The following is a 25,212-nucleotide window of genomic DNA, read 5'->3' as shown; positions in this document are numbered from 1 at the left end:
GAACGCTTGCTTATACGTCGCATAATCGGGCGTCAGAAGGATCCTTCCTCTCGTCGTATTATCGAAGCAGCTTGCGTATGATGCTTAATCCGTTTTTCGCTTTCGGATAACGGAATGGGAAGTCGAAGCGGCTTGTCTGCTTCAGTACGCTCTTGTAGTGGGAGAACGTCCTGAAGCCGTGTTCGCCGTGATAGCTGCCGATGCCGCTCGTGCCTACGCCGCCGAAGGGCAAATACGGCGTGCCCAAATGCATGAGCGTATCGTTGACGCAGCCTCCGCCGAACGGCACCTCGCGGATGATGTCCTGCTGGAACTGCTTGTTTTCCGAAAATACGTACAGGGCCAGCGGCTTCGGATTTTGCCGCATTATCGAGAGCAGCTCCTCGGTAGATTCGTATTCGAGTATCGGAAGAATGGGACCGAAGATCTCCTCGCACATCACTTTCGAATTCGGCGGTACGTCTTCCAGCAGCGTCGGGGCGATTTTCAAGCTTGCGTCGTTGGACTGGCCTCCGTAAGCAATGCGGCCGTCGGACAAGTATCCGAGCAGCCTGCGGTAATGCCTCTCGTTCACGATTCGTCCGTAATCCGGGTCGCGAATCGGATCTTGGCCGTAAAAGGTTTCAACGACGCTTGCGATCTCCTTAAGCAGCACCGCCTTGACCTCTCTGTGCACGAGCAAGTAGTCGGGCGCGACGCACGTCTGCCCGGCGTTGGTCAGCTTGCCGTATACGACCCGCTTGGCAGCAAGGGAGAGGCGGGCATCCTTGTGGACGATGCACGGGCTCTTGCCGCCGAGCTCCAGCGTGACGGGGATGAGCTGCTTCGCGGCGGCTTCCATGACAATGCGTCCGACCTGCGGGCTCCCGGTGAAAAAAATGTGATCGAACGGACGCTTCAGCAGCTCCGTGCTGACGGACGCTTCTCCTTCGATCAGCGTCGCGTATTCGGGACGGAACGTCTCGCGCACGAGCGCCGCCAACGCGCGGGAGGTGGCGGGCGCCATCTCCGACGGCTTCATGACGATCGTGTTGCCGGCGGCGATCGCCGATACGACCGGCACGAGCATCAAGTTTACCGGATAATTCCAAGGTCCTATAATGAGCGTTGTCCCGTAAGGCTCCGGAACGATTAGGCTGCTCGCTCCGAAATGAGTCATCGGAGTGCGAGCTCTCTCCGGCTTCGACCAGCGCCGGACGTGCCGCAGCGCAGTGCGGATTTCGGACAGCACGATGCCGATCTCGGTCGTGTACGCTTCCTGCTCTGACTTGTTCAAGTCCTCCTTCAGCGCGGCGAGCAGCTGCGGCTCGAATCGCAGCACCGCTTCCCTCAGCTTGATCAGCTGCTCCCTGCGGAAGGGGACGGATCTCGTCTCCCCTGTCCGGAAATATTGCTTCTGCCGCTCGATGACGGCGTCTATTTCGTGCGATTCAATCGATGGGTTCGAAATTTGAGAATTCAATGCGTTCTCTCCTTCGTCGGCTCGCGGCCGCTCCGGTTTCAATTTGATTATCTAGGTAAATAGACCCTGATGTAAAGAGTTTTCTGACAACTCATACCTTATGACGCCCTCTCTCCCTCCCGCGTGCTTGCTCGGTAGCGCCGTGCGGCGTGCTTATTCCCGACAACTTCATCAGCCTTTGACCGATAGGATCGCCACACGTGCATAATCCCGCCTACTTCATCCGACTGCCGTCGATAGTACCGCCGCACGTGCATAATCTCCTCAACGCCTAGTCGGCTCGAGCGTTTGCCCTGTTGCGATAGTGGTTTCATATAAGTTATGATCGTACTATGAACAAACAGGAGGAATGAAGCTATGAGCAAGTCGCAGATCAAGAAGCGCAAGCGCGAAGCCGAGCAGGCCGGGCGGATCGATCCCGAGCTTAACCGCATCCGCTGGCATAGGAAGCCGCAAACGCAAGTCGTCATGAACAAGAAAGCAGAACAGCGCCGCACGCAGTGCCGCCGTAAGGGCAGCCGCGAGGGCGCTGATTTTTTTGGACCGCTCCCGGTCCGGAAGGCGTCGACTGTTCTATGGATTGTCAACATCGCCTAGCCGAGAAGGAAGATTACGAGACCGTCGCCCCCGCTCATCCCTCATGATGATAACGCCTGCGCGCGAGAAGCTCCAGGACGTTGACCGCGCCGTACAGAAGCGCGGAGAGCAGCGCCAGCATGGCGATGCTGACCATGACGAGCGTCATCTGGAACACCTGCCCGCCGTAGATGATCAGATAGCCCAGCCCCGCCTTCGACGACAGAAACTCGCCCATGACGACGCCGACCAAAGTCAGCCCGACGTTGACCTTCAGCGTCGCGATGAAATACGGGATGCTGGCCGGAAGCAGCACCATCCGCAGCATCTGCCCGCGCGTCGCCCCGAACGATTCCATCAGCTTCAGCTTTGTCTTGCTGATCTCCCTAAACCCGCTCTCCACCATAATGATCGTCACGATGATCGAGATCGCCACCGCCATGCCGTAGATCGAATAACGGTCGCCCAGCCAGATGTAGAAGATCGGGCCGAGCGCCACCTTGGGCAGCGCGTTCAGCACGACGACGAAAGGCTCCAACACCTTGGAGGCGAACGTCGACCACCAGAATCCGACGGCGATGCCCGTGCCGAGCGCCATCGAGATCACGATTCCGACGAGCGTCTCCCAGCCGGTTATCCAGGTGTGCCTCAGCAGATTGCCTTCGAATGCCAACTCGCGAAAAGAAGACGCAAGCAAGGACGGCCTGCTCGTCAGCATCGGATCGATCCAGCCCCAGCGGGCGGCGAACTCCCATACGCCGAGGAACGCGACGAGCACCGCCAAGCGCGATAACAACACCAGCCGCTGCCGGCGCTTCTGGAGGCGCAGGTAGCGTTCATACAGCGGAGACGACATGCTCCTCCAGCTCCTTCCAAATCGCGTTAAACATGCCGTTGTACCCGCTCGCCTGCCTCTTCTGCCACGGCGACAAGCCTTCGCCTTCCTCGAAGAGGATCTCGTGCACCGCCGAGATCGTGCTCGGCCGCTTCGACATGACCATCACCCGGTCGGCCATGCTGATCGCCTCGGACAGGTCGTGCGTGACGAGCACGGCCGTCTTCCCTTGTTCCTTGATAATCCGATAAACTTCGTCGGACAGTTTCAGCCGGGTCTGGTAGTCGAGCGCGGAGAACGGCTCGTCGAGCAGCAGAATGTCCGGCTCCGCCACGAGCGTGCGGATCAGCGCGACCCGCTGGCGCATCCCCCCGGAGAGCTGGCCCGGCCCATGCGAAGCAAAGCCTCCCAGCCCGTAGCGCTCCAGCAGCTCCAGCGCCTTGCGCTTCGCCCGCTCCCGATCCATCCGGCGAATTTCCGCGCCGACGAGCAGATTGTTCAGCACGTTCCGCCATTCGAACAGGTGGTCGTGCTGCAGCATGTATCCGACCTTGCGCGAAGGGCCGGACACCGCCTCCCCGTCGATGCGCACGTTCCCCTTCGTCGGCGCCAGCATGCCCGAGACGAGGGAGAGCAGCGTGCTCTTGCCGCAGCCGCTCGGCCCGACGATGCTGATGAACTCTCCCCGGCCGATCGACAGGTTGACATCGCGCAGCGCTTCGGTCTCCTGCTTCGGAGTAAAATAGCTCAGTCCGACGTCGTTCAGCTCGATGTGCGCCATAGCCTCATCATTCCGTTTTCCCGAGTTTGCGCACGAAGCTCATGTCGACGATATCGTTCATGTTCGCGACCCGCTCCGCGTCTTTAAGCACACCGTTCTCCACCAGCACGTTCTGCAGCGTATCGAATTGCTCCTGCGTCAGCTCCGGACGGGTCGGCCAAGTGCCTTGATCCTTATAGCGGTTGACCGACTGCAAAATCAGCTCCTTGGACGTCCCTTCGAAAAACGGCGACAGCGCCCCCGCGATCTCGTCGTCCGAAGCCGTGTTCAGCCATTCCGCGCCCTTGGCGACCGCGTTGACGAAGCTCTGGATCACGTCCGGATTGTTCTTGATGTAGTCCGAGGTCGCGACGTAGGACGTCTCCGGGAAATCGCCGAACGCTTCGCCGAGCGAGGCGACGTAGTGCGCCTTCCCTTCCTGAACGAGCGTGGAGGCGACCGGCTCGAACAGCTGGATGAAATCCCCCTGGCCGCTCGTGAACGCCCCCGCCAGAGCCGGAGACGCGATATTCGTAATCACGTTGACGCCATCGGTCCCCTCTTGGATCAGCGTGGAGTTCATGACCATCTGCGGAGCGCTGCCCGGCCGCCAGCCGAGAATCGTTTTCCCGTTCAGGTCGCTCCACTTGAAGTCATCCAGCTTTTCCCGCGACAGCAGGAACGAGCCGTCCTTGGCCGTCAGCTGGTGGAATACTTTCAGCGTCTTGTCGCCCTTCTGGTTGAAAATGTAGATCGTCGTCTCCGGTCCGACCAGGGAGATGTCGGCCGTGCCCGCGATCAACGCGGCCGCTCCCTTATCCGAGCCTTGCGCGGTGTTCATGTCGACATTAAGCCCCTCGTCCTCGAAAAATCCCTGAGACATCGCTACATAGTGAGGCGCATAGAAAATGGAGCGAATAACCTCGGAAAACTTGACCGTCTTCGTTTCCGACTTCTTGCCGTCCTTGCCGCAGGCCGACACCGTCAGCGCGACCAGCGCGGCGGCCAGCAGCAATGCCGCAATTCTGCCCTTGTTCTTCATCATCGTTCTCTCCCTCATGAAAAAAAGCTTTGAATAGGTATTATCCTATTCAAAGCCGAGGTTAGGCGTTCATCCGCCGCGTTAATCGTTCTTGATCACAATGCCGAGCAAGTGAGCCACGCCGGACAACTGGTCGGTTCGCAATACGCAGCCCTGCAAATCCTCCAGCGTCGCCCCGATCGTCTGGAATTCGCAGCTGCTGAGGTCGATGCCGGACAGCTTGGCGCCGACGAACTGCGCCTGATCGAGATCGCAACGCGCGAATTCTGCCTTGCCCAGCTGCGCTTCGTAGAAGTCGGCCTTGTCGAAGTTGCCGTCCTGAAACGACACGTACTTCATGTCCGCGAATCGATAGACGGAATATTGTCCGTTGCATTCCTCGAACTTCACATTGCGCATCGTCGTCGTGCTCAGATCCAGGCCGAGCATCTTGCAATGCTTGAACTCCACCCGGTGAAGCACGGCGTCCCGGAACACGACGTTGGACAAGTCGCAATGGTCGAAGACGACGTCGACGAATTCGGCCCTCTCCAATACGACGTTGTCGAAGACGACGTGATCGAAGACGACGCAGTCGAACAGCACCTTGTCCGCCGACTGGTTCGCGACCGTCCCGGGAACGAACCGGCTCGTCTCGAACGGCATTTTGTCCTCCATCTCGTAATCCCGTACCGTCATGTCGATCATCCTGAACGGCTCGAGCAGCCGTGGCGCCTCCGGCGTGTTTTTATCTTTTTTCGTTGCCATTTCATCCCGCCTCCGGTCGAATACTAGAACACTCTCGTCCTATTATGGACGAAATCCGACCGATTGAGAAGTTTTATTTCGAACATTCGTTCGCCATGAATCCGTATCCTCGCGCAACCATTCGGACAATTGCTTTCTGCCCCGGCGAATATCCGACTTGACGGTGTTTTCCGGATAATCGAGCCGCTTGGAGATTTCTCCGCTGCCCGCGTGTTCGTATAACCGCATGTATAAGGCCGTCCGTTTCCGGCGCTTGAACCTCAGGAGCAGCCTCTGCACGGCGCTCTCGAATTCCCGGTCGAGCGCCGCTTGCTCGGGAGCGATGAAATCCGCGCGCGACGCTGCCTCGAATCGCAGCCCGACGGTACGCTTACGGCGTCGCCATTGGTCCACGAACAGCCGGTATCCGGTTAAGGCCATCCATTCCTTCGCGTGTTCGGGCAGCCGTTCCTGCAAACACAATTTCACGAACACCTCCTGCACCAGATCGGCCGCTTCCTCCCGGTTACCGGTCAGTCGCAGCATGAATTTATTCAGATACGGAGCATGCTGCGAATACAAATCGGCCACTTCAGCTCGTTTCCGTTCCACTCTTCCGTCCTCCTCCGATCTGCCCGTCGACATCGGCTGCCGAGCCAGGAGGACCGAGGATCACCCTCCTTCCGTCGAATTCCAGCACCGCTTTCCCTTCGACGCCCATTGCATCTAGATAGCTCTTCGGAATTTGCAGCCGTCCGACCCGGTCGACCACGACGAATTCCTCGTGGCGTTCCCCGAACGCGCGAGGCTCTCCCGAGACCTCGTTCGTTCCGGCCTCCTTCGCAGTTTCTCCCTCCCGCTTCACCCACTCCGTGCTCGTCATGCCGTCCCGAATGGCCACGACGCGGTCTACCTTATCCGCGACGGACAGATCGTGGGTGACGATGACGATCGTGACCCCGAATTCCCGGTTAAGGTTCCGGAAAATCCCGAGCACCCTTTCGCCGGTCGCGCTGTCTACCGACCCCGTAGGCTCGTCGGCCAGCACGAGCGACGGCCGGTTGGCCAACGCGATTGCGATCGCGACCCGCTGCTGCTCCCCTCCGCTCAGTTGCGCAAGACGGCTGCCCATCCGGTGCTCGAGTCCGACCGCGGCCAGCAATTGCTTGGCGTAGGCGCGATCGGCTTTGCCCCGGATCAGCATCGGCAGCTCGACGTTGCGTAAAGCGGAGAGATAGGGAACCAGGTTTCTCCCGTTGTTTTGCCAAATAAATCCGACGGTCCCGCGCTTGTATTCGATCAACTGCTCCGGCGTCATTTTCAGCAGATTCCACGGTCCTACGATTGCTTGACCGGCCGAAGGACGGTCCAAGCCCCCCAGTATATTCAGCAAGGTGGACTTGCCGCTCCCGCTGTTGCCGATAATCGCCATCATCTCGCCGTCCTCGACGGTGAGATTCAAGCCTTGAAGCGCGACGACTTCGACGTCGTCGGTTTTATAAATTTTGACCAAACCTTCGCAATGGATCATCGCTCTGCCTCCTTTTTCGCGGCATCCTCGCCTCACCTCTCCTCGCCCAGCTTGACGGCTTGCGCAATTCGCAATCTCCGCAGCTGCAGAACGAGCAAGCAGGCGCCTGCCGCCAGCATGATTCCGGTAGCCGCGTACAGCTTCATCGTATCGTCCGAATCGAAGACGATCCGAAACGGCGGCACTTGCCGCCCGGTCTCGCCGCCGCCTTGGAGGAAGGGCAAGAACAGCCGGCTCGCAAGCGTGCCGAGCCCGAGTCCTGCGGCAACGGACAAGCCCGTCGTGAACAACTGCTCAAGCAGCAGCATGCCGGTCAGTTGAACGCGCGACAGTCCCATTGCCCGCAAGATGCCAAGCTGTACCGCCCGCCTGGACAGAGCGAAAAACCAAAAGATCAGATAGCCCAGCAACGAGACCAATAATGAGATTAGAAAACCAAGGCTTAGAATGCCGAATACGCCGCCTTGCGCGGGATGGTTGCGCCGATCGATCAGTTCCCCGCGCACGTCGTCGGCTTGCACGACCGCAATGCCCCGCTCGGCCAGCGTCTCGAGCGCCGGAGCGAGCTTTGCCCCGTCCTCCATGTTCAGCCAGACGTCGTAAGGCATTTTCTCGGTCTGTTGGTAGACATAGTCCAGATTGGCCACTACGAAGGGCGATTCGTCGGGATACAGACTCGGCCAATACGGCACGATCGCGACAACGACCAGATCCAACGGCTCGTTGCCGTAACCGATGCCGACGCGGATCGGATCGCCCGGCTGCAAACCGTATCGCTCGGCGAAAGCCGCCGAGACGAGCGCCGCTTGCTCCGTCTGACCGAGCGCATCGAGATAGACATAAGGATGAATCGGAAACAGATCGTCCCGGAACCAAGCCGTGCCGGCAAAATCCGCGTTGTCGATGCCGAAGAGCCGGACGTTGCCGGCCGCCTTGCCGCCGACAGAGGCTTTGCCAGTCGCCGACAGAACCCGAGCGGCCGCCTCCACGCCCTCCAGATTTCGATAAGCCTGGAACGAGGGCTCGTTGTAATAGATTTTGTTCGCGTCGTTCTCGTCTTGAACGCCTTCCCACGCCGTCTTCAATACGACGTCGCTTCCGTATTGGTATAACGCCCGATCGTTCGCGTTAACGTCCATCGTCCTTGCCGCCGATGCGTTGTATACGCCGAGGCCGATTGTCAGGATCATCAGGATCATCAGCGGGTAAAAGGCTGCCGCCGATCGCGACAGCTGCGTCAGCGTCAAGTACATCGTGACCGGCACCCGGTTATTCATTACGGCGTTCCAGGCGCGCAGCATCAGCGGAAACAGCCTCAGGCACAGCAGCCCCGCCGCGAACAGGAACAACGCCGGCAGAACGAAGAGGACCGGCTGAATGCCCGCTTCGTTGTCCACGCCGCCGGCAAGAGGGACACGGCCGGCGTTCAGCAAGTACCACCCGGCCGCGCACGCCGCCAGAAGCGCAAGATCCGCATACCATCGCTGCCAGAGCGGCGGTCGGTTCGAGTTCGCCCGGCTCCGGGCGTGCTCGACGACGGAAGTGCCGGCGTGCGCGCGAATCGGCAGCGCCGTGGCGACGACCGCGAGCAAAGTCGCCGCGCCGCCGAACAGCCATGCGGCGTCGTTCCAGCCGACCGGAATCGACTTGCGGCCTACGAACGAGAGAAATCCGCTGGAGGAACCGATCGTCTTGGCCATGAACCAGGCGAGGGCGAGACCGGCAAGGAGCGCGACACAACCGAGAATCGCCGCCTCGATCGCATAGAGCGCGATAATCTGGCGCGGACTGGCTCCCCGGCTTTGAAGCACCGAAATGTCTCCCTTCTGCCGGTCCAACGCTTGCTTCGCGTTCAGCGTGACGTAATAGAGCACCATCGCCAGCACCGGAGCCGCCAACGCGAACAGCATCGCCTGCAGCAAGACGCTCTGCCGGTTGAACTCATGAAGCATGTCGATAAACGACAGGTTCACTTTCGTATTCTCGAGCATCCGGTGCAGCTCGATCTCCAATCGGCTTAATTGCCCGATTAACGAGGACAGATCACCGATGCGAATCTCGCTGAGATCGAAGGCGTAGAACCAGCCGGCCGCATCGAGGGCGAGCCGCTGGTCTCCAAGCAGCGCTCCCTCCATCGTCCCTCGGGTTACGAGCAGCGTATCGGCCAGCTTTTCTTTGCCGTCGATGGCCCAACTCAAGTCCGTCTCATCCTTCAAATGATACGCCCCGACAAGCTGGACGCTAAGCCGCCTCGTCTTCCCGTCGGCGTCTTTGGCATCGTAGGCCAGCGTATCGCCGACCTTCCAGCCATAGCGGCTTAACGTCTCGTGAAGGACGAGCGCTTCAACGACTCCGTCCTTCATGCCGTCCCGCGGCATGCGTCCTTCCTTAAGCTCGATCTTCTCCTCGACTCCGCTCTGCTCCGCCAGCTCCATTCGGGCAAGCTGCGCTGAACCTTCGCCTGAGGCCGTCTGAACCTTCCGCACGGTGGAAGGAGGCAGGGCGGTTCGGCTCGAGAAAGCCTCCGTCGGAAATCCGATGCGCCCGGGCAGCTCCTCTCGAATCCAACGATCCGCTTCGGCGAGACCTTCCAGATCGGTCATCTTGGCGGCGCCGGACTGAAACTTCATATACAAGGAGCCGGCCGGCAGCCCTTTCGTCTTCTCCGCAAGCGACTTGGCGACCACCCGCTTCAACGTGCCGTCGGCATACATCGGAATGCTCATCGCGAACGCCGCAGCTACAGTGAGCCCAAGCAGAGTGCTGATCGTAAACCAGCGGTTCTGCCACATTTTCAGAAACAGGTAGACGAGAATCCGCATTATTTTCCCACGACCTTCTGGCCTTCCTCCAGCCCTTTAATGATTTCGACGGCCGTCGAGGTCTGCATGCCGATCTCCACGTCCACCTCGCCTTTGCTTCCGTCAGGATTAGCTGCGAGCACGTAATTGCGGCTATTCTGTTTCCGCAGCGCCGCCGGGGGAATGTACAACGCATTCTCTCTTCTCTCGACGGTCACGGCGGCGGTCAACGGATTGCCGTGCAGCGCTGTCGCCGGGAGCTTGCCGACATCGATCAACGCGTACGCATCCAACGTATCTTCATCCTTGGGATCCGTGCTTACCGGCAGCCTTCGCACCGTTCCTTGCACATCTCCGGCTGCGTTCAGCGACACCGTTGCCTTCATGCCCGGAGCGATATTTTTAAGATCGCCGCTATTAAAACGCACAGCTACGACGAGAGAGCTCAGATCGGCGATGCGCCCGATTTTCTCGTACGCTTTGGCAAAGTCCCCCTTCTCCGCCGTAAAGCTGACGATCGTGCCGTCGTAAGGGGCGAGCAGCCGCGATTCGGCCATCTGCTCCCTCAACTTGGCCAGCTCGTGCTTCATCAGCTCGTATTCGAGCTGTCTCTTGCGCAGCAAGATATCCTGGTCGTCCGTCGATTCCCGAAGCGCGGCTTTCATGTCCAGCTCCGCCTTCTCTATGTCGATCTCTTTGCGAACGATCTGGCTCTCCAGCTCCCCCGAATCCAGTTCGGCCAACACTTGGCCCTTCTTGACCCGATCTCCCGCTTTTACCCGAACGTCGATGATCCGGCGGTTGTCGACCGTGAACACAAGATTCTCTTCCCGGTCGGACATCAGCTTGCCGCTTCCGCTTGCCGTCTGCTCCAGAACCCCTCGCTTGACGGGATATTCCGGCTTTTGCGAGATTTTCGGCGTGCGGATCTCGGGCAGCTTCTCCGGCTCCTCCTCCTGGGGCAGCAAGGAACAACCGGCTAACATCGCGATCATTGCCGACCAGGCAAACGCTTTGACGGCCGTACGCCCTGCTCTAGTCCGGAACGATCCGGCCGTCGACCATTTGATAGACAACATCCGCCGCCCCCCATAGTGTAGAATCGTGCGTCGTCATGCAGATCGCCATGCCTTCCCGATCCGCAATGTCGCGGAAGAGAGCGATGATGCGGGCGGCCATCACCGAATCAAGCTCCGCGGTCGGCTCGTCCGCCAACAGGACGCGCGGTTTATGCGCGATCGCCTTGGCGATCGCCGCGCGCTGCTGCTCGCCTCCGGACAGCTCGGACGGACGATGGCTCGACCGCTTCGCTAGCCCGACAAGCTCCAGGCACTCCGCCGCCCTTCCCGACCATTCCGAACGCGGAAGCTTCGCCATTCGCATGCTCAGCTCCACATTCTCCCTTACCGTCAACAGCGGCAATAGCGCGAACGATTGAAAGATAAATCCGATCTCCTTGCGACGAACGACGGTCAGCTGCCTGTCGCTCCAGCGGGACAAGGAACGCTCCCGGAACACGACTTCGCCTTCGGTCGGCCGGTCGAGACCGCCGAGCAGGTTCAACAACGTCGTTTTTCCGGAGCCTGAACGCCCCCGCAGCATCGTTAACCTTCCGGCCTCCACCGACATCTCGATGCCCTTCAGCACCTCGACTTGCCGGCCGCCCGCAAGAAACGATTTGCGAACGTCCCGCGCTTCAAGGCAAGGCGCCGCGATCGGCTCCGGCTTCGAGGCTTCCGCCGTCCCCGCGGCGCCGCCCCCGTCACTCCGCATCGGCTTGCGCTTTCGTCAGTTGGTCCTGTCCTTTCGTCTGCAGCGTCTGCAGCGCGTCTTCGAGCGATGAGGTTCCTTCGACGACCTTCTTGATCTGCTCCGCCGCAAGCTTCGAGAACGACTCCGCGAAACCGTTCGGCAGCGTATGAAGCATGGAACGGGTATCGGCTTTCAGCGCATAGAAGGCATCCACGTTTTTCCCGTTTCCTTCTTTCTTGTACGCCGTTCTGGCCGAGAGCGTGGGAGACGATTTCGACCCTGTTTTAGCTAGCTGCTCCCCGTTGACGTATTTCAGGAACTCCCACGCCGCGGCAGTGTTCTCCGAAGACGCGTTAATGGAGAAGACGCTGTCCAGCCCCATGCCTCCGGCGATATCCGGCTGGGAAGGATCAACCGGAATCGTTACAACGTCCCAGTCGATCTCCTGCGGCGTATTTAAAGGCTTCATTCCGCCGGAATCCTCGCCCGTCGCCGGCTGCCCCATTCGGATAGCTCCTGAAGACACCGCGTCCAACATGCTCATCATCATCGGTCCGTCGATCGTCATCGCCGCTTTTCCGGACATAAAGCTGACCGAATCGCCGCCGAAGCTGACCGTCGTCTTGCTGCCGCCGGCGCTTCTCATCGCGACTATTCCGCCGCTGCCGGGGCCGTCGGAAGGCATCGCGATGCTGCCGGATTTATACCCGTCGATCACCGATTGGAAAATCTCCTTCCACTCCGGAGAAGCGATCGATACCGTCCCGGTTTCGGAGTCCGCATAGAGGAGACCTTTGGCCTCGCCCATCGAGCGGATCAAGCCGAACGAGTCCGCGACCGACATCGAAGGCGCCAACCCGGCCAACGCGTCGTCTCCTTCCTTCTTCGCGGGGAAACGCGAGGCCAACTGTATCAATTCGTCCCAGCTCATTCCGTCCGTCGGATACGGAATTCCGTTCTGATCGAACAGCGTTTTGTTGTAGTAGAGCGCCTGGCTGACAAAGCTTGGGCTCAGCCCGTAGAGCTTGCCGCCTCCGCGCGCTTTCAGCAGCTCGACGACGGAGGGAAGAAAGCCGTCCAGATCGAATTCGTCCTGTTTCACGACGGCGTCGAGATCGTATAGCGCTCCTTTTCCCGCCAGCGACGCGTATTGCTCCTCCGTCAAATACATCGCGTCGGGCTGCTGCTCCGCGAGAATCTTCTCCATCTCCGCGACCGGATCTTCCGCGTCAAATACGGACTCCGTCGAGACGACCTCGAGCTCGATATTCGGGAACATCGCCTGAAAAGCGTTGCCGTATTGCATGAAAAACGCCTCTTCGTTGAAATACGCCACCTTCAGCGTCCCTTTGTCCTCCTTGTCCAGCTTGCCAACCGCTCCTTTGCCGCCCGACGATGTACACGCCGATAACGTCACCATCAACGTCAGCGCCCCGATTGCAATCCCGGTCCTTCCCTTCCAGCGTCTCTTCATTTCTCTCACCCTTCGTCGATTGATCTACTTCCTAAGCCAGTATGCTTTCGTTTTCTTAAAAATCGGTTAGAGCCGGTGGAAGGAAGCTTAAATTTGGCTGCTACAAAGGCAGAGTCACGCTCACGAGAGTGCCGACGGACAGCTTGCTGTCGACTTTGATTTTGCCCCCGTGCCGCTCCACGATCCAGCTCGCGATCGCCAGCCCCAGACCCGTGCCGCCCTCCCGCCTTGCCCGGGCTTTGTCGCCGCGGTAGAAGCGATCGAAAACATGGGGCAAATCCTCCGGCGAGATGCCGATGCCCGTATCTTCGATCTCGAGGCGAGCGGTATGCGTCATCCTGCGACAGACGACGCGCACGACGCCTCCTTCCGGCGTATACTTGATCGCGTTGTCCAGCAGCGTCGCGAGCAGCTGATGCAGACGCTCCTCGTCCGCGATCATCGGAATCGAGGCATCGATCTCGGAATTCAAAATAATATCCTTGATCTCCGCGAGCATCGTCATCTTATTCACGCTCTCCTGGACGATCCTGTCCAGTTGAACCGGCTTGCGCTCCAGCTCCAGCTGATCGGAATCCGAACGGGCCAACGTCAGCAAGCCTCCGACCAGCTTGCTCATCCGCCGCGACTCCTGCAGCACGGTGGACACATGCTTGCTGTCCTGCTCGATCGTATGGTCGGGATGGCGCAGCAGCAGCTCCGCATGCGCCTGAATGACGGACAGCGGCGTTCTTAGCTCGTGAGAGGCGTCCGAGACGAACTGCTGCTGCCTCTCCAGCGACAGGCGAATCGGAATCAGCGCGCGATTGGCCAGATAGAACCCCGCCCCGATCGCCACCATCAGCCCGGCGGCGCCTCCCAGCAGCAGAATAAGACGCAGCCTCTCCAGCATCCCGATCTCGGCGGATACGTTGCTGAGATATTGCTGCGTCTTGATCGTGTAGGTCGTTCCGTCGATGCCGCTGGCGATCGACAGGCCGATATCGCCGATGTTCAGCACCCGAAAATACTGATCTCCCGCCTTCACCGTGTAGGGCTCTTCAAACTTCGTCGGCTTAAACCGTTCCAACTGCTCTTCGGTAAATCCGGTTCTGCTCGGCAGCGGCAGCGGCTCGTTCTCGTCCGTCCACAGCAGTTGGATGACAGGCCTGTCCATCTGACCGATCCTGAACGTCACAGCTCTCTCCAGCGGCACTCCCTGCGTAGCGGAGATCTGAGGCGATACGGCCGCCACCGCCGTCGTGGCGTTGACGTTGCCGATCGCCCGATCGACTTGGGCGAACAGCATTTGCTTCATCACGATATACACGGTCAAATTCAAACCGATCAAAATGACGGACAGCACGGCGGCGTTCCGAATGGTAAGCTGCGTGCGGGTACGATTGATCATCATCTCTTCTCCTTCAACAGATAGCCGACTCCGCGCACATTTTGGATATAGCGATCGAATCCGAACGGCGCAAGCTTCTTCCGCAAGTAGTGCACATAGACGTCGACGACGCCCAGCCCCGCTTCCGAGTCGATGCCCCACACCCGGTCGAGAAGCTGCTCCTTCGTCAAAATCTGCTCCCGGTTAAGCATGAAATATTCCATTAATTCGTACTCCTTCAACGTAAGCTTCAACGCTTGTCCTTGGGTATAAGCGTCCTTGGCCTGACATTTCAGCGACAGCTGCCCGTAATGCAGCTCTCCGTCCGGAGCGCCCAGAGACAGCTGGCGCAGCAGCACCCGAATGCGGGCAAGCAGTTCAAGCGTCGCAAAAGGCTTAACCAAATAATCGTCGGCGCCGGAATCCAGCCCGCAGACGCGGTCCGCCACGCCGTCCCGCGCCGTCAGCAGCAGCACCGGAATCGCAATTCCCTGCGCTCTCAATTCGGAAAGCACCTCCAGCCCGTTCATGCCGGGAATCATAATATCAAGCACGATCAGATCATGGACGCGCTGCTGCGCCAAATACAAGCCGTCAGGCCCGTTATCCGCCTCGTCGACCTGGTACGACTCTTCTTTAAGCACCGTCGCCACAGCGTCGCGCAGCGGACGGTCGTCCTCCACCACGAGAATTCTCATCCGTTCGCCCCTCCGGTCGCAGGCATCGCTGCCTGTCGTCTCGCCAACCATTGTATAGCGAGAACCTTAATGAATGCTTAGAATGGGACCGGAGGCCGAAGCCAAGCAGTTATAGTCGATCTATCGATGGTAGAGAGGTTATAATAGAAAAAACGATACTAGGTTAGCAACCTATAGTGACCTGTCAGGAAGCGCGGGGATATCATGACACGATCGACGGAATCGGTGCTGCTCTATTCGAAAACCCATCTTCCGGTCGCCAGGAAAAGCCTGGTCGAACGAAGCAGACTCATAGAACGCCTGGAACAAGGCATTCACGGCAGGCTGACCTTGGTCAGCGCACCCGCCGGGTTCGGCAAAACGACGCTGCTCGGCCAGTGGCTAAGCTCGACCGGCCGCGACGCCTCCTGGGTATCGCTCGAAGAGACGGACAGCGATCCCGTCCGCTTCTGGAGGTATGCGGCGGAGGCGCTCTCCCCCCATGTCGCCCCTTCCGGCCGCCAGGAATACGAACAGCTCGTCCGTACGTTTCTCAGCGTATCGACGAGCACCTTTCTCGACGCGTTCATCAACCAGCTTCGCTTTTTAAGCCGGCCGATCGTTCTCGTTCTCGACGATTATCACGCGATTACGGAGCCGCGGGTTCACGAGAGCGTCGCCTATTTCATCGAACACAAGCCCTTCGGGCTCCATCTCGTGCTCTCCAGCCGCGCGGAACCGCCCTTCTCGGTAGCCCGCTGGATCGCGCGGGATGAGCTCGCTCTGATCGACGCCTCCCAACTGCTGTTCACGGCGGAAGAATCGGCCAACTTCTGCCTCGAAGCCTCGTCCGACCTGGAACCGCGCCATGTCCGCAAGCTGCACGAGCGGACGGAAGGCTGGATCACGGGGCTGCAGCTCGCCTCCATCTCCCTGCGGGAGGCTTCGGACAGGGAAACGTTCATCGAACGGTTCAAAGGGCACCACCGCCATGTGGCGGACTACTTGTTCCACGAAGTCGTCTCCGGGCTGCCGGCGGATCTTCGGCATTTCCTGTATGCCACGTCGGCGCTGCGGAGGCTGGACGCCAAGTCGTGCGACGCCGTCACCGGGCTCTCGGACGGCAAAAGCATGCTGGAACGACTTAAGGCGCGGAATCTGTTCCTCGTCTCGCTGGACGACTACGACGTCTGGTTTCGTTACCACCACCTGTTCGCGGACTTTCTGCGCAATCGCGTCAGGGAGTCCGATCCCGCGCTATGGAGAAGCGCCAACCTTGCCGCCGGCAAAAGCTTCGCTTCCCGGGGCTTGCTCGACGAAGCGATCGACTGCGCCCTGGCGGCGGAAGATTACGGGCTAGCCGAAAGCTATCTGACCCGCCACGCGCCCAGCGTGCTTAAGCGCGGCGAATTCCCGACCTTGCTCAGATGGTTCGACGGATTTCCGCCGGAGACGGAGCTGTCTGCGGAAATGGCGCTGCTGCGAGCCTTCCTGTACGTCGTGACCGGCCAGCGCGAATCCGCCGTCCGGAGCTTGGAGACGCTGGAGGCGCAAGCCCGTTCGATGGATGCCGGGGAAGCCCGTCAACAGCTGCAAAGCGGCTTGCTGTTCGTCAAATCGAACCTGCTGTTCACGTTCGGGGAATTCGAGCAATGGTTCGCTTTCTCCGAAGGCATTCTTGACGAGATCCTGCCGCGCGATCCTTTGTTCTTTAACTTCAATTACAACTTGACGGAGCCGTTCGCCCGGCGGACCGCTTTCGGATTGAAGGGTATGCTCTCCGAGCAGACGGAGCGGATCGGACGCCTGTTTGCCGGCACGCTCGAGCGACACGGGTGGGGCGACTCCCTGATCAGCCTGTACGTGCTGCAGGCATTGGCGGAGGGGTTCTACGAGTGGAACCGCTTCGAGGAAAGCGCGGATCTGCTGCGCCGAATCGAACGAACTTCGCGCCATAACTTCGTTCCGGGCCTGTTCGTGCCTTGCCGGATTACCCAAGCGAATCTGTATTGGTCGGCCGGCCAGCGCGATCTCGCCCACGAGACGCTGGATGAAGCGACGGCTTTCGTCGCCGATCGGGCCGACGAAATCTGGACGGGCTATCTGGCTTCGGCCAGAGCGCGCCTCTTCCTGCGGGAAGGCTCGACGAGCCTGGCGAAGAAAGAAGTGTCCCAGCTTCGGATCGGGCCCAAGGACAGGCCCGCGTATCATCGCGAATACGATTATTTGACGCTGTGCCATCTGCTGTCGGCGCAGCGCAAGGAGCGCGAGGCGCTTCGTCTGCTGGAGCTGATGAAACCTCAAGCGGCGCGCGAAGGGAGCCTGACGGGGCTCGCGGAAATCGGCCTGCTGCAAGCGGACCTGCTCGACCGGATGGGACAGCGCGCGCGGTCGATGAAAGCGTTGGAGGAGGCTCTGGCGATCGGGGAAGTCAACGGGTATTGCAGAACCTTCCTGGAAGGGGGCGAGCGGACGGAGAAGCTGCTGCGGAAATATTTGGCGTTCCTTGGCCACGAGGACCGCAGCGCCGAGGAGACGGCATTGGAAGAGTATGTAAATGGGCTTCTATCCCGGTTTCCGGACAAGGAGGCGCGGGAAGAGGTCGCGGCCGCGGCGCAGCCCGGTCTCGTCGAGCCGCTGACGCGTACGGAAATCCGTCTGCTGGACCTGATTCGCCAAGGCGAGTCCAACAAACGGATTGCGGAGAAGATGTCCTTGTCGGAAGGCTCCGTCAAAGTGTATTCCTCCCGCATCTACGGCAAGCTCGGCGTGTCCTCGCGGACGCAGGCCGTTATCGCGGCGCAGAGGCTTGGCCTGCTGCAAGAGCACTAACCCGTTCACAATACGTAGAGCAGAATCGCGAAGAAATGGAACACGGAGCCGGCCACGACGAACAGATGCCATACGGCATGATGATAGGGGAAGCCGCGCCACACGTAGAAAACCGAACCGACCGTATAGAGCAGCCCGCCGATGACCAGAAGCTTGAGCCCTTCGGGGACGAGCAGCGCGTTCAGCGGCTTCCAGGCGAAGACGATCAGCCATCCCATCAGGACGTAGAACAGCGTGGACAGCACCAGAAATTTTTTCGTAAAAAAAGCTTTGAACACGACGCCGGCGATCGCCAGTCCCCATACGACTCCGAACAGGGACCAGCCGAGCGGACTGCGCAGCGTAACGAGCAATAACGGCGTGTACGTCCCCGCGATGAACAGATAAATGCACGAATGGTCGAACGTCTCGAACAGGTCCTTGACTTTGCCCGGAGGAAAGGCGTGAACGAGCGTCGAGGCCGTATACAGCAGCAGCATCGTTACGCCGTAGATCGTAAAGCTGACAACGTGCCAGGCCGTCCCTTCCAGACTCGCGAATACGATCAGCAGCACGAGCCCGGCGATGCTGAGCAGCGTTCCGATGCCGTGCGTGATCGCGTTCGCGATTTCCTCTCTTTTCGTGTAGACATGGGTATCCGCCATCGGCGGCACCGCCTTTCTCAGTTGTAAACCTTCCAGTTGCCGTTCGCGCGGGAGAGAACGACACCCGCCTTCGTTAAGTATTCGGCAATCGTCTCGGTCATGTCAACCGTCACCTCGCGCACGACCGGTTTCCCCCGGAACATCCGGTAGTCGCCGCCCCCCGAAGCGCGGTAGTGGTTCATCACGACGTCGTACTCCCCTTCCGGGTCCAGCGGACGCCCATTGCGGGCAAGCGCCCGAATGCGGCTGCCGACCGGACGGGAGACGTCGATCTCGTATTCGATGCCCTCCCACATATCGTAATTGTAAGGCTGCGGCTTCGGATGAAGGAACGACGGGGAAACCGCGATCCCGCCTTGCTCGTCCAGCGTGAAGTAGGAAGCCGTTTTCTCCAACGCTTCGCGGATATCCCTTTCGCTCAGGCGAAGCACCTTCAGCGTGTTCGGAAACGGATAGTTCGCCGTCACCTCTCTCATCGACACTCGCGGCCCGAAGCCCGGCGACAGATCGTCGAACAGCGACGTGCAGGAAATCTCCGCTCCGGCCGCCTCCATCTGAATGCGGTTGACCAGCTCGATCAACGGATGCTCCCGCAGCCGGGCCGCCATCGGATCGGCGATCCGCATATCTCCTTGCACCTCGCACAGCGGCCGGTCCAGCCAGCTCTGTACCCGCGCTTCGCTATCGCTCAACCGCTCCTCCAGCTCTCGATCCGCCTCCGCTTCGCTCGCTTCCCGCAGCCTCGATTCGATCGCGGCCAGCTTCCAGCGTCCCGTATCGTCCCGTTCCAGCCCCAGCTCCAGCTGCGCCAGGCAGCTGCCCTGATAGCCCGGCTGCACGACGTAAGTCCCTCCGACGACGGCCCCTGCGATTCGTCTGTGCTGGTGACCGGTCAGCAGCAAGTCGATGCCTTCGACTTCCCGGCACATCCGCCATCCCTCGTTTTCTCCCGTCTGCTCCTCGGCCTCTTCTCCCGTGTCCAGCTCCCGTTCGAAGCCCCCGTGGTACGAGACGATCACGATGTCCGCCCGCTCCCGTTCCTTCAGCCGAGACACCCATCGCTTCGCCGCCTCGACCGCCGATTCGAACGCGATTCCGGCGATATTGGCCGGCTGCTCCCAGTTGGGAATGTACGGCGTCGTCAGCCCGAGCAGCGCGATTCTCGCCCCGCTCTCCAGCTCGAACAGACGGTAGGGGCACCCGAAATAAGGCTCTTCCGTTCCTTCCCGCAGCAGGTTGGCCGACAGCCATGGGTAGGCGGATTCGGCTCTGGCCCGTTCGACGTACGGCAACCCGTAATTGAACTCGTGGTTGCCCGGGATGAACGCATCCAGCTCCAGCGCGTTCATGACCGCCACGATCGGGTGCGGCGTCTCGCGATCCAGGCAGGCATGATAGTAGGCGAACGGCGTGCCTTGCAGCAGATCGCCGTTGTCGAGGAAGAGCGCGTTGCGCCGTTCCTTGCGCACCTGCTTGACGATGGAAGCCAGCTTCAGCAGCCCGTATTCCGCGGGCGAGTTGTCGGCGTAGCGGAGCGGCAGCATATGGCCGTGGACGTCGCTTGTATAGAGCAAGGTTAACGTATCTGTTGCGGGAGTAGTCATCGCGGTTCTCTCCTGTCCGTTAATCGAAAATTTACAATCGCAAATAAAATTTTAACCAAGTGAGGCAATTAAACGAATAATTGGGTGATAGATTAAGGCTTGTATTCCCCATTATTTCCAAAATAGATAGAGGAGGACAAAGAAATCATGCTTAACCGATTGTCGAAAGTTCGTTTTCTGATTGCCGCTTCCCTCATTCTGCTCGTCATCGCCGGGTGCGGAAGCAACAACAACGCGGAGTCCGGCGCCTCGCCGTCCGCCAGTTCCGAAAGCTCGGCTCCTGCAAGCGAACAAGCTTCTCCCAGCCCGAGCCCGAGTCCGAGTCCGGAAGATACGGGATACGTTCCGAGCGAGCTGACGGTGCAATTCGTGCCGTCGCAGAACGCGGAGACGCTGGAAGCCAAAGCGAAGCCGCTGGAGAAGCTGCTGGGAGACGCCCTCGGCATTCCGGTAAAAGTCAGCGTGTCGACCGACTACAACACGATCATCGAGGCGATGCAGTCCAAGAAGGTCGACGTCGGCTTCCTGCCTCCGAACACTTACGTGCAAGCGAAAGGGATGGGCGCGGCCGAAGTTATTTTGCAGGCGCAGCGCTTCGGCGTCAACGATGCGGACGGAACGCCTACGACCGAGCTCGTTGACAGCTACAAGTCGATGTTCATCGTCAAGGCCGGCTCCGACATCAAGACGCTGGCCGATCTAAAGGGCAAGACGATCGCCTGGCAAAGCGTCACCTCCTCGGCCGGATACGTGTACCCTGCCGTCGAGTTGAAAAGAGCCGGCGTCGACCCGAACACGGACGTGAAGAGCATCGAAGTAAAAGGCCACGACAAAGGCGTGCTCGCGGTGCTGAACGGCGACGCGGACGCGGCGGCGATCTTCCAGGACGCGCGCAACATCGTCAAAGGCGACGTCCCGGACATTTTCGAGAAGACGGCCGCCCTGCACTTCACGATTCCGATTCCGAACGACACGATCTCGGTTCGCTCCGATATGAATAAAGAATGGATCGCCAAAATCCAGGACGCCTTCATCAGCCTCGGCCAGAACGAGGAGAGCAGGCAAATTATCTTCGAAATCTACTCGCACCAAGGCTATGCCAAGAGCGACGACAGCAAGTTCGATTCCGTGCGCGATTACGCTCAAGCACTGCAATAAGACGGATGGCCCGGACGGCTCGAAGCCCGCAGAGGACTTCGGACCTTCCGGGCCTTTTGCCGCCCGCGGCCGATCAGCTCTTGCCTTCCACCAATCTCTTCCTCAGCTTGCCGGAGATCCAGTCGATCGCGGTGACGAGCACGATGATGCCGAGCAGAATGATGCCGACGCGGCTCCAGCTCCGGCCCTCCAGAGCGAAGATGAGCGGCGTTCCGATACCGCCTGCCCCTACTGCACCCAGAATGGCGGCCGACCGAACGTTGATCTCCAGCCGGAACAGCGCGAACGACAGATAGAACGGAATCGCCTGCGGCACGATCGCGTGCCAGATCGTCTGCAGCCGGGTCGCTCCGCACGCCTTCAGCGCTTCCGAAGGCCCCATGTCCAGCTCCTCCAGCGCCTCCGCGTTCAGCTTGCCCAGCATGCCGATCGAATTGAGTCCAACCGTCAGCACGCCCGCGAACGCTCCGGGACCGACGGCCTTAATGAAAATGATCGCCATAATGATGTCCGGGAACGTACGGATCAAGCTAAGCGTAAAAGCGGATGCGCCGGAGAGCAGCCGCAGCTTGACCAGATTGCGCGCTGCCCACAGAGCGAACGGGATCGTGAGCACGACCGAGATGGCCGTTCCGAGCACGGCGATCGCCAGAGTCTCGCCCAGCCCGCGAAGCAAGTCCTCGCCCTCCGCCAAATAAACGTAGTTCCAATCCGGATGGAACAAGCCCGAGACGACCGCCTTCGTAATCTGCCACGCGGTTTCTTTGATTCCGGAGAACGGAATGCCGCTGAACGCCCAGCCGTAGACCGCCGCCGCAATCGCAAGCCAGAGCCACGTGCGCGGGCGAGCGTAGAACGGCTTGGGCGGCTTGGGCGCTGCCGATGGATGAGGATAATTCATGCGAGTTTCCCCCTGATTCTGGAGCTGGCGGCATCGATGGCGACGACGATCGCGAGCGTGAACAAAATAATGAGCAGCGTCTGGTCGTAGCGGAACATTCCGAGCGTCCGGTTCAAGTAGATGCCGATGCCGCCCGCTCCGACGAAGCCGAGAATGGCCGCGGCGCGAATGTTGATCTCGAACATGTACAGCGCAAAGCCGACGAACTGGCCCATGACCTGGGAGACGACGCCGTAATGAATCCACTGAAGCTTGTTCGCACCGACCGCGGTCATCGCTTCCATCGGTCCGCCGTCGACCGTCTCGATCGCTTCGTACGCCCATTTGGACAAAATCCCGAATGAGAAAAAGGTGAGCGCCAGCGTGCCCGCAAGCGGACCGTAGCCGAAGACGGCCGCGAACAGGGCGGCGAACAGCAGATCGGGAATCGTTCGAGACAGGTTAAGCGCGAATTTGGCAGGAGCGCGCAGCAGTCTGAGCTTAGTCACGTTGCTCGCGGCCAGGAAGGAGACCGGCAGCGCCAGCAGCGCCCCGAACGTCGTTCCGAGTATCGCCATCTGCACCGTCTCGATCATCGGCTTCAAGACGACGCGGAAGTAGGCCCAGTCCGGCGGAACCATTTTGGCGAAGAACTTGCCCATCTCCGGGATGCCGCGCGCGAGCTCGCTTAAGGAGGCCTCCGTCTCCCGGGCGCACAGCCACAGGATGGCGAGCAGCAGCGCCGCCGTCAGCCACGACTTCATGCCGGTCGGCGGCTTCGGCGGAAGGCTTGGCGGTCTAGACGGCTTCAACGGCTCTGCCTCCCAACCGTTCCTCTTCCGACACCGGGCGGCCGTAGATGTCCGCGAACGCTTCGTCCGTCGCTTGGGCCGCGGCGCCGTCGAACACGATCTCGCCCGCGCGCACCCCGACAATCCGCGTCCCGTACTCCCGGGCCAGATCGACGTAATGCAGGTTGACGACCGTCGTAATGCCCGTTTCCCGGTTGATGCGGCGCAAGTCGTCCATGACCTGGCGCGTCGTCAGCGGATCTAGCGAGGCGACCGGCTCGTCCGCGAGAATGATTTTGGGCTGCTGGGCCAGCGCCCTGGCGATCGATACGCGCTGCTGCTGGCCTCCGGACAGCTGGTCGGCGCGCTGATATGCTTTGTCCAGCATGTTGACCCTCCGCAGCGCGTCGAATGCCAGCTCCATATCCTCCTTCGGAAACAAACCCAGCATCGTGCGCAGCGTCGAGTGGTAGCCGACCCGGCCGGCCAGCGCGTTGCGCAGCACCGTCGACCGCTTGACGAGGTTGAAGCTCTGAAAGATCATGCCGATGCTCCGCCTCATCATTCGGAGCTGCTTCCCTTTCGCCGCGGTGATCGACTGTCCGTCTATGAAAATTTCTCCCGACGTAATCTCGTGCAAGCGGTTGACCGAACGCAGCAGCGTCGACTTGCCCGCGCCGGACAGGCCGACGATGACGACGAACTCGCCCTTTCCGATCGTCAGGTCGATTTTGCTCAAGCCTACCGTGCCCCCGGGATACACCTTGCTTACCCGCTTGAATTCAATCATCTGTCCGAACGACCTCCGCTATCCGAATGTCGAAGCGCGTGCGCCTTTGTCGATCGATGCGCTTCATCCCTTTTGTAGTTCGTCGCGGGCGGGTGCAATCCTATTGATATTGAAAAATTTAACATTAGGATGATCATTTTACATTCTATTTACATTGGTTTGATGGAGAGAGAGGAGGACTGCGAACGAAGGTGGCGAACGGTCATGCGAAAGCGGGGGCGAATTAGACGGGACGGGCGCCGGAGACCTGCTCCGTGCCAGCCCCGCCTGTTGATTACCCGATCGGAAAACGATAAAAAGAGAGCGGTGGCATATACGTCAAGCTGTCGAGCGGATAGTAGGCGGCCGGATTTCTTTCGAAGCCGGCATGGATGAACGCCCGGCCTTGAAGCGGACGCTTCAGCGCTATCCGGATCGCGCTGCGGCCGGAGATCGACCAGGCTGCGATCTCCGGCCGGCCTGCCTCGTCCTCAACCGTGAACACAGGCTGATTAGGTCCTATTGTCAGCAAGTAGCCGCCGACATGGTCGTACGTCAGCTCGACGACGGGCGCTCCGACATCCTCCCCGGCCTCATCGTAGCGAGCGCCGGCGATCTCCGGGGCTCGGAAGTGAACATCCTTGCCATAGACGGAAGCGAGCACGGCCCGAGCCATCCGCTCTCCGATCAACAGATTGCCGGCCGGACTGTTGTGGATCTCGTCGGAGAGCGGACTATCGATCGCCGGGACAACCGTCACGCCCGGGATGTCGCGGGCGGCGACGCGCTGATGCTCCCGTACGATTCCCCACGCGCGATCGTTCTCCTCCGTCGTATCGCTTCCCGTGTACCGATTCAATTGCACGGTAGCGAACGGAAGCTCTGAATCGCCCAGGTCGGTCCGCCATTGCTCGACCATCTTCCGGAACCGTTCCCCGTAAGACTCGGAATCTCCCGGATAACAGTCGCTGCACCCTTGATACCAGACGACGCCTCTCGCGGAACCGCCCGCGGCGCGCACGATGTTCAGCATGTTGCGGTAGAGCGTCCCGTCCTCCCCGGGATTCCACGCCCTCAGCGGCGACCCGCCGAGCGCCGTCTGCACGAGGCCGATCGGATAACCCGTCTCTCTTTTCAACAGCTTCGCAAAAGCGAGAAAAGGAGAATGCCCCGGGTTCGCCGTCTCCCGGTTTTCGATATGAAGCGTATTGGTCGACTCGTTAAAAGGATGGCTGGCGAGGTCCCACCTGCCGCTGTTGCGCAGCAGATGGATGCCGAGCTCCGGCGGATCGTTGACCGGGCCTTTGCCGTAGCCGGCCGCATTGCTCTGCCCTGCGATAATCCACAGGTCGCCGACGCCGACGTGGTGGATCATGTCGCCGCGAACGGTCCACTCCAGCGCAGGATTGCCATCGATCCGCAAGCACAGCCTGTTGACGACCGACACGCGTTACTCCTTGTCCGCCGGGTAGACGAGCCCCGTCTGCCTGCGGGCTTCGTCCATCAGCTCCATGACCTTGATCGAGTTG

Annotated in this window: 22 protein-coding genes; 3 read left to right on the top strand and 19 right to left on the bottom strand. The window is 60.1% G+C overall.

Features of this window, described 5'->3' with window-relative positions; translation table 11 throughout:
- Positions 1 to 58: 58 nt before the first annotated feature.
- Entirely contained in the window at positions 59 to 1,435 is a 1,377-nt protein-coding gene (locus ACESLM_RS03395) for an aldehyde dehydrogenase (RefSeq protein ID WP_372629971.1), read from the bottom strand.
- A 384-nt stretch (positions 1,436 to 1,819) separates the two neighbouring features.
- Here ACESLM_RS03395 and ACESLM_RS03390 point away from each other — a divergent pair, with 384 nt between their 5' ends.
- On the top strand, positions 1,820 to 2,059 hold the full coding sequence (locus tag ACESLM_RS03390; protein WP_372629957.1) for a hypothetical protein: 240 nt from the start codon (positions 1,820 to 1,822) through the stop codon (positions 2,057 to 2,059).
- A 34-nt stretch (positions 2,060 to 2,093) separates the two neighbouring features.
- Here ACESLM_RS03390 and ACESLM_RS03385 read toward each other — a convergent pair whose 3' ends face one another.
- From ACESLM_RS03385 to ACESLM_RS03330, 12 genes are all read right to left on the bottom strand, one after another.
- Positions 2,094 to 2,894 carry an ABC transporter permease gene (locus tag ACESLM_RS03385; protein ID WP_372629956.1) on the bottom strand — a complete coding sequence of 267 codons (801 nt, stop codon included), beginning with the start codon at positions 2,892 to 2,894 and terminating at the stop codon, positions 2,094 to 2,096.
- Positions 2,875 to 3,654, bottom strand: coding sequence for an ABC transporter ATP-binding protein (locus tag ACESLM_RS03380; protein ID WP_372629955.1), 780 nt, complete (start codon positions 3,652 to 3,654; stop codon positions 2,875 to 2,877). Before ACESLM_RS03380 ends, ACESLM_RS03385 begins: the two co-directional genes overlap by 20 nt.
- Positions 3,655 to 3,661: 7 nt before the next feature.
- Positions 3,662 to 4,678 carry an ABC transporter substrate-binding protein gene (locus ACESLM_RS03375; protein ID WP_372629954.1) on the bottom strand — a complete coding sequence of 339 codons (1,017 nt, stop codon included), beginning with the start codon at positions 4,676 to 4,678 and terminating at the stop codon, positions 3,662 to 3,664.
- Positions 4,679 to 4,756: 78 nt separating this feature from the next.
- On the bottom strand, positions 4,757 to 5,422 hold the full coding sequence (locus tag ACESLM_RS03370) for a pentapeptide repeat-containing protein (protein ID WP_372629953.1): 666 nt from the start codon (positions 5,420 to 5,422) through the stop codon (positions 4,757 to 4,759).
- A gap of 42 nt (positions 5,423 to 5,464) precedes the next feature.
- Entirely contained in the window at positions 5,465 to 6,013 is a 549-nt protein-coding gene (locus ACESLM_RS03365) for an RNA polymerase sigma factor (protein WP_372629952.1), read from the bottom strand.
- The gene (locus ACESLM_RS03360; protein WP_372629951.1) at positions 5,994 to 6,932 is read right to left on the bottom strand and encodes an ABC transporter ATP-binding protein; all 939 of its coding nucleotides are present in this window, start codon (positions 6,930 to 6,932) and stop codon (positions 5,994 to 5,996) included. The genes ACESLM_RS03365 and ACESLM_RS03360 overlap by 20 nt, the downstream gene beginning before the upstream one ends.
- A gap of 32 nt (positions 6,933 to 6,964) precedes the next feature.
- Entirely contained in the window at positions 6,965 to 9,754 is a 2,790-nt protein-coding gene (locus ACESLM_RS03355) for an FtsX-like permease family protein (RefSeq protein WP_372629950.1), read from the bottom strand.
- Entirely contained in the window at positions 9,754 to 10,812 is a 1,059-nt protein-coding gene (locus ACESLM_RS03350; RefSeq protein ID WP_372629948.1) for an efflux RND transporter periplasmic adaptor subunit, read from the bottom strand. Before ACESLM_RS03350 ends, ACESLM_RS03355 begins: the two co-directional genes overlap by 1 nt.
- Positions 10,769 to 11,506, bottom strand: coding sequence for an ABC transporter ATP-binding protein (locus tag ACESLM_RS03345; RefSeq protein ID WP_372629946.1), 738 nt, complete (start codon positions 11,504 to 11,506; stop codon positions 10,769 to 10,771). The genes ACESLM_RS03350 and ACESLM_RS03345 overlap by 44 nt, the downstream gene beginning before the upstream one ends.
- Complete coding sequence (locus ACESLM_RS03340; protein ID WP_372629945.1) at positions 11,496 to 12,959, bottom strand: extracellular solute-binding protein; 1,464 nt, start codon at positions 12,957 to 12,959, stop codon at positions 11,496 to 11,498. The genes ACESLM_RS03345 and ACESLM_RS03340 overlap by 11 nt, the downstream gene beginning before the upstream one ends.
- Positions 12,960 to 13,059: 100 nt before the next feature.
- Positions 13,060 to 14,349, bottom strand: coding sequence for a sensor histidine kinase (locus tag ACESLM_RS03335; RefSeq protein ID WP_372629944.1), 1,290 nt, complete (start codon positions 14,347 to 14,349; stop codon positions 13,060 to 13,062).
- Positions 14,349 to 15,026 carry a response regulator transcription factor gene (locus ACESLM_RS03330; RefSeq protein WP_372629943.1) on the bottom strand — a complete coding sequence of 226 codons (678 nt, stop codon included), beginning with the start codon at positions 15,024 to 15,026 and terminating at the stop codon, positions 14,349 to 14,351. The genes ACESLM_RS03335 and ACESLM_RS03330 overlap by 1 nt, the downstream gene beginning before the upstream one ends.
- Before the next feature lie 204 nt (positions 15,027 to 15,230).
- Between ACESLM_RS03330 and ACESLM_RS03325 the strand changes: the two genes are divergently transcribed.
- The gene (locus tag ACESLM_RS03325; RefSeq protein WP_372629942.1) at positions 15,231 to 17,837 is read left to right on the top strand and encodes a winged helix-turn-helix domain-containing protein; all 2,607 of its coding nucleotides are present in this window, start codon (positions 15,231 to 15,233) and stop codon (positions 17,835 to 17,837) included.
- A gap of 5 nt (positions 17,838 to 17,842) precedes the next feature.
- Here the strand turns inward: ACESLM_RS03325 and trhA are convergent, their stop codons facing one another.
- Positions 17,843 to 18,481, bottom strand: a complete 639-nt coding sequence (gene trhA / locus ACESLM_RS03320; RefSeq protein ID WP_372629941.1) for a PAQR family membrane homeostasis protein TrhA — start codon at positions 18,479 to 18,481, stop codon at positions 17,843 to 17,845.
- 17 nt (positions 18,482 to 18,498) lie between these two features.
- Complete coding sequence (locus tag ACESLM_RS03315) at positions 18,499 to 20,085, bottom strand: bifunctional metallophosphatase/5'-nucleotidase (RefSeq protein WP_372629940.1); 1,587 nt, start codon at positions 20,083 to 20,085, stop codon at positions 18,499 to 18,501.
- Positions 20,086 to 20,232: 147 nt separating this feature from the next.
- On the opposite strand from ACESLM_RS03315, the gene ACESLM_RS03310 reads away from it, so the two are divergent.
- Positions 20,233 to 21,243, top strand: coding sequence for a phosphate/phosphite/phosphonate ABC transporter substrate-binding protein (locus ACESLM_RS03310; protein ID WP_372629939.1), 1,011 nt, complete (start codon positions 20,233 to 20,235; stop codon positions 21,241 to 21,243).
- Between the two features lie 73 nt (positions 21,244 to 21,316).
- Here the strand turns inward: ACESLM_RS03310 and phnE (ACESLM_RS03305) are convergent, their stop codons facing one another.
- The 4 genes from phnE (ACESLM_RS03305) to ACESLM_RS03290 form a co-directional block, all read right to left on the bottom strand.
- Complete coding sequence (phnE, locus tag ACESLM_RS03305; RefSeq protein WP_372629938.1) at positions 21,317 to 22,144, bottom strand: phosphonate ABC transporter, permease protein PhnE; 828 nt, start codon at positions 22,142 to 22,144, stop codon at positions 21,317 to 21,319.
- Positions 22,141 to 22,887, bottom strand: coding sequence for a phosphonate ABC transporter, permease protein PhnE (gene phnE, locus ACESLM_RS03300; protein ID WP_372629970.1), 747 nt, complete (start codon positions 22,885 to 22,887; stop codon positions 22,141 to 22,143). The genes phnE (ACESLM_RS03305) and phnE (ACESLM_RS03300) overlap by 4 nt, the downstream gene beginning before the upstream one ends.
- A gap of 34 nt (positions 22,888 to 22,921) precedes the next feature.
- The gene (phnC, locus tag ACESLM_RS03295; RefSeq protein WP_372629937.1) at positions 22,922 to 23,704 is read right to left on the bottom strand and encodes a phosphonate ABC transporter ATP-binding protein; all 783 of its coding nucleotides are present in this window, start codon (positions 23,702 to 23,704) and stop codon (positions 22,922 to 22,924) included.
- A gap of 274 nt (positions 23,705 to 23,978) precedes the next feature.
- Positions 23,979 to 25,130, bottom strand: coding sequence for a sialate O-acetylesterase (locus ACESLM_RS03290; protein WP_372629936.1), 1,152 nt, complete (start codon positions 25,128 to 25,130; stop codon positions 23,979 to 23,981).
- Positions 25,131 to 25,212 lie beyond the last annotated feature (82 nt).

The sequence above is a fragment of the Cohnella sp. genome, from assembly GCF_041641335.1.
In the GTDB taxonomy this organism is placed as follows: Bacteria; Bacillota; Bacilli; order Paenibacillales; family Paenibacillaceae; genus Cohnella.
Note: the sequence above shows the minus strand (reverse complement) of the source record. Positions and strands in the feature narration are given on the sequence as shown.

Excerpts from the sequence above, each read along its gene's own strand:
- ACESLM_RS03360 (WP_372629951.1), bottom strand. The coding sequence starts at position 6,932 with ATGATCCATTGCGAAGGTTTGGTCAAAATTTATAAAACCGACGACGTC.
- ACESLM_RS03345 (WP_372629946.1), bottom strand. The coding sequence starts at position 11,506 with ATGCGGAGTGACGGGGGCGGCGCCGCGGGGACGGCGGAAGCCTCGAAG.
- ACESLM_RS03315 (WP_372629940.1), bottom strand. The coding sequence starts at position 20,085 with ATGACTACTCCCGCAACAGATACGTTAACCTTGCTCTATACAAGCGAC.
- ACESLM_RS03390 (WP_372629957.1), top strand. The coding sequence starts at position 1,820 with ATGAGCAAGTCGCAGATCAAGAAGCGCAAGCGCGAAGCCGAGCAGGCC.
- phnE (WP_372629938.1), bottom strand. The coding sequence starts at position 22,144 with ATGAATTATCCTCATCCATCGGCAGCGCCCAAGCCGCCCAAGCCGTTC.
- ACESLM_RS03325 (WP_372629942.1), top strand. The coding sequence starts at position 15,231 with ATGACACGATCGACGGAATCGGTGCTGCTCTATTCGAAAACCCATCTT.
- phnC (WP_372629937.1), bottom strand. The coding sequence starts at position 23,704 with ATGATTGAATTCAAGCGGGTAAGCAAGGTGTATCCCGGGGGCACGGTA.
- ACESLM_RS03340 (WP_372629945.1), bottom strand. The coding sequence starts at position 12,959 with ATGAAGAGACGCTGGAAGGGAAGGACCGGGATTGCAATCGGGGCGCTG.
- phnE (WP_372629970.1), bottom strand. The coding sequence starts at position 22,887 with ATGAAGTCGTGGCTGACGGCGGCGCTGCTGCTCGCCATCCTGTGGCTG.
- ACESLM_RS03385 (WP_372629956.1), bottom strand. The coding sequence starts at position 2,894 with ATGTCGTCTCCGCTGTATGAACGCTACCTGCGCCTCCAGAAGCGCCGG.
- ACESLM_RS03350 (WP_372629948.1), bottom strand. The coding sequence starts at position 10,812 with ATGTTGTCTATCAAATGGTCGACGGCCGGATCGTTCCGGACTAGAGCA.
- ACESLM_RS03335 (WP_372629944.1), bottom strand. The coding sequence starts at position 14,349 with ATGATCAATCGTACCCGCACGCAGCTTACCATTCGGAACGCCGCCGTG.
- ACESLM_RS03380 (WP_372629955.1), bottom strand. The coding sequence starts at position 3,654 with ATGGCGCACATCGAGCTGAACGACGTCGGACTGAGCTATTTTACTCCG.
- ACESLM_RS03310 (WP_372629939.1), top strand. The coding sequence starts at position 20,233 with ATGCTTAACCGATTGTCGAAAGTTCGTTTTCTGATTGCCGCTTCCCTC.
- ACESLM_RS03355 (WP_372629950.1), bottom strand. The coding sequence starts at position 9,754 with ATGCGGATTCTCGTCTACCTGTTTCTGAAAATGTGGCAGAACCGCTGG.
- ACESLM_RS03375 (WP_372629954.1), bottom strand. The coding sequence starts at position 4,678 with ATGATGAAGAACAAGGGCAGAATTGCGGCATTGCTGCTGGCCGCCGCG.
- ACESLM_RS03370 (WP_372629953.1), bottom strand. The coding sequence starts at position 5,422 with ATGGCAACGAAAAAAGATAAAAACACGCCGGAGGCGCCACGGCTGCTC.
- trhA (WP_372629941.1), bottom strand. The coding sequence starts at position 18,481 with ATGGCGGATACCCATGTCTACACGAAAAGAGAGGAAATCGCGAACGCG.
- ACESLM_RS03330 (WP_372629943.1), bottom strand. The coding sequence starts at position 15,026 with ATGAGAATTCTCGTGGTGGAGGACGACCGTCCGCTGCGCGACGCTGTG.